At 68.6% G+C, this 3,099-nt stretch carries 2 protein-coding genes; both read right to left on the bottom strand.

The features are described from left to right. On the bottom strand, positions 1 to 144 hold a 144-nt coding region (locus P3W75_RS30365; protein ID WP_276231032.1), incomplete at its 3' end, for an NADH-quinone oxidoreductase subunit K. Further along, positions 144 to 2,939 (bottom strand): monovalent cation/H+ antiporter subunit A, encoded by a 2,796-nt coding sequence (locus P3W75_RS30360; protein WP_276231031.1) that lies wholly within the window; start codon positions 2,937 to 2,939, stop codon positions 144 to 146. The genes P3W75_RS30365 and P3W75_RS30360, both read right to left, overlap by 1 nt. Between the last annotated feature and the right edge of the window lie 160 nt (positions 2,940 to 3,099).

The raw sequence follows: 3,099 nt of genomic DNA, 5'->3' as shown, positions 1-3,099 counted from the left end.
CCGGCCCATGGCGAAGAGGAACAGGTTCACCGCGTAGGAAATCAGGGTCAGCCCCAGCACTACCGGGAAGGTACGCGCCCGCAGCAGCAGGTACACGCCGCTCGCGGTGAGCAGGCCGAGGGTGATGGCGAACAGCGCTTCCATCAGCGCGCCTCCTTGGCCGGCGCCGGCTCCGGCGGCGCGTTCAGCTCGCCGAGGCCGGCGAGGATCAGCAGGGTCGCGCCCACCACCGTGAGATAGACGCCCAGGTCGAAGAGCATGGCCGTGGCCAGCTCGAACTCGCCCACCAGCGGCAGCTGGAAATGGCCGAAGGACGAGGTCAGGAACGGGTAGCCGAAGGCCCAGCTGCCCAGCCCGGTGAGGCCGGCGATGAACACCCCGAGGCCGGCCGTGCGCGAGTAGTTCAGCGGCAGGCGGGTGCGCACCCAGCGGCTGCCGCAGGCGATGTACTGGAGGATCAGCGCCACCGCGGTGACCAGCCCGGCGATGAAGCCGCCGCCGGGCAGGTTGTGCCCGCGCAGGAAGATGAACACCGCCACCAGCAGCGCCAGCGGCAGCAGCAGCCGCGCCAGGGTGGCGAGGATCGGCGGATGGACGTCCGCCGCCCAGGCCAGGCCTTCGCCGTCGCGCGGGCGGCGCGGCAGGCGCAGGCCGTCGAGCAGGGCGAAGATGCCCACCGCGGCGATGGCCAGCACGCTGATCTCGCCGAGGGTGTCGAAGCCGCGGAAGTCGACCAGGATGACGTTCACCACGTTGTGCCCGCCGCCGCCGCTGACGCTGTGCTCCAGGTAGTAGCCGGCGATGCTGGCGTAGGGGCGGCTGAGCACCGCGTAGGCCAGCAGCGCCACCATCACCCCGCAGGCCAGCGCCACCAGGAAGTCGCGCAGGCCGCGCAGGCTGCTGCTTTCCTTCGGGGTGCGCTGTGGCAGGTAGTAGAGCGCGAGCATCAGCAGGACCATGGTCACCACTTCCACCGACAGCTGGGTCAACGCCAGGTCCGGCGCGGCGAAGCGGGCGAAGGCCAGGGCCACCAGCAGGCCGGCGATGCTCAGGACGATCAGCGCCACCAGGCGCTGGCGATGCAGTACCGCGGTCAACGGCCCGGCCAGGGCCAGTAGCGCCAGACACAGCGCTGTGACGCCATCGAGTTCGGCGAACGCGCGGCTACCGGCCAGGGCCGGCAACCCGGCGAGCCCGACGCAGACCACCAGCACCGCCGTCAGCAGCAGCCAGAGCACGTAGCGCTGCAACGAACCGTTTTCCAGCAGGCCGGTCAGCCCACGGGCCAGGCGCACCAGGCGCTGCACCTGCTGCTCGAACAGCTGCCGGGCGTTCAGCGCCGGCAACCCGGCGAACCAGGCGAACAGCGGCGCCCGTTGCAGGTACAGGACGATGCCGCCGAGCAACGCGATGGTGCTCATCAGCAACGGCGTGTTGAAGCCGTGCCAGATCGCCAGGCTGTAGTCCGGCAGCGCGCCGTTGAGGCTGGCCGAGGCCGCCGCCGCGAGCAGCGGCGCCACCGTCCAGGCCGGCGCGATGCCGACCAGCAGGCACAGGCCGACGAGAATCTCCACCGGCACCTTCATGTAGCGCGGCGGCTCATGGGGCGTCTTCGGCAGGTTGATCGGCTCGCCGTTGAAGAACACGTCATGGATGAAGCGCACCGAGTACGCCACCGAGAACAGCGTCGCCACGGTGGCGAGGGTCGGGATCAGCCAGTTGAAGGGGCCGGCCATGTTCTGCGAGAGGGTCTCGCCGAAGAACATTTCCTTGCTCAGGAAGCCGTTGAGCAGCGGCACCCCGGCCATCGACGCCGAGGCCACCATCGCCAGCACCGCGGTGTGCGGCATGTACTTCCACAGGCCGTTGATGCGGCGCATGTCGCGGCTGCCGGTCTCGTGGTCGATGATCCCGGCGGCCATGAACAGCGAGGCCTTGAAGGTCGCGTGGTTGATGATGTGGAAGATCGCCGCGACGTTGGCCATCGGCGAATCCAGGCCGAACAGCAGGGTGATCAGGCCCAGGTGGCTGATGGTCGAGTACGCCAGCAGGCCCTTGAGGTCGTTCTGGAACAGCGCCAGGAAGGCGCCCAGCAGCAGGGTCGCGAGGCCGGTCAGGCCGACCAGGTAGAACCACAGGTCGTTGCCCGCCAGCGCCGGGTACAGGCGCGCCAGGAGGAACACCCCGGCCTTGACCATGGTCGCCGAGTGCAGGTACGCCGACACCGGCGTCGGCGCCGCCATCGCGTGGGGCAGCCAGAAGTGGAAGGGGAACTGCGCCGACTTGGTGAACACCCCGAGCAGCACCAGCACCAGGATCAGCGGGAACAGCGGGCTGGCCTGCAACGCCTCGCGCGCGACGAGCACGTCGCTCAGCTCGAAGCTGCCCACCACCTGGCCGATCAGCAGGATGCCGGCGAGCAGCGCCAGGCCGCCGCCACCGGTGACCGCCAGGGCCATGCGCGCGCCCTGGCGGGCGTCCGAGCGCTGGTTCCAGAAACCGATCAGGAGGAATGACGAGAGGCTGGTCAGCTCCCAGAACACCAGCATCAGCAGCAGGTTCTCGCTGAGCACCACGCCGAGCATGGCGCCCATGAACAGCAGCAGGAAACCGAAGAAACGCCCGGTGGGCTCGCGTTCGGAGAGGTAGTAGCGGGCGTAGAGGATCACCAGCAGGCCGATGCCGAGGATCAGCAGGGCGAACAGGAAGCCCAGGCCGTCCAGGCGCAGGCTGAGGTTCAGGCCCAGCTCCGGTAGCCAGTCGTGGCGCGCCAGCAGGCGTTCGCCGCCGAGCACCCCGCGCTGGCTGAACAGCAGGCCCAGCCCCAGCAGCGGCGCCACGGCCGCCGCGGCCGCGCAGGCGTTGCGCCCCAGGCGCTCGAACAGCACCGGCAGGCAGCAGCCCAGGAATGGCAGCGCGATCAACAGCGCCAGCAGCATGACCTTCTCCTTAATCCTTCAGATCAAACTGACATCCATCGGAAGTCATGGAACCGAGCGATTATCCATATCTATCGATTGCCTGTCCTGAATAGAACTATTACTAAAGACTCCCCGCCGAGGCGTGGCCCGCAGGCAAAATCTGCAATACCCGGAAACA

It is taken from the genome of Pseudomonas citronellolis, assembly GCF_029335315.1.
In the GTDB taxonomy this organism is placed as follows: Bacteria; Pseudomonadota; Gammaproteobacteria; order Pseudomonadales; family Pseudomonadaceae; genus Pseudomonas; species Pseudomonas citronellolis_A.
This window is presented reverse-complemented; position numbering and strand designations above follow the sequence as displayed.